The 219-nt window shown below is 37.4% G+C and carries 1 protein-coding gene; it reads left to right on the forward strand.

What is annotated here, in order from left to right; translation table 11 throughout:
* Positions 1–182, forward strand: a 182-nt coding sequence (locus H6A27_RS14940; RefSeq protein ID WP_204509234.1) for a hypothetical protein, incomplete at its 5' end; no start/stop codon positions are given.
* Positions 183–219 lie beyond the last annotated feature (37 nt).

Consider the following 219-nt stretch of genomic DNA (forward strand, 5'->3'; position numbering starts at 1 on the left):
GTTCGGAATGGGAAGAGGTGGAACCTTCGTGCTATAGTCACCTTAATTTCTTTTCTATTTCTATTCTTCTTTTTTCATCTTCACATGAGAATAACAAACTGAAGAAAGAGCATTTCCTTTCAACCAAAACTCTTTCGTTTTTCAAGAACCGAACGTATATAACATCCTTACGTGACACGTGACAACAAAAGTCAACGGGCAATTAGTAATGCTCGGCTT

The sequence above is a fragment of the Bacteroides caecigallinarum genome, from assembly GCF_016902295.1.
In the GTDB taxonomy this organism is placed as follows: domain Bacteria; phylum Bacteroidota; class Bacteroidia; order Bacteroidales; family Bacteroidaceae; genus Phocaeicola; species Phocaeicola caecigallinarum_A.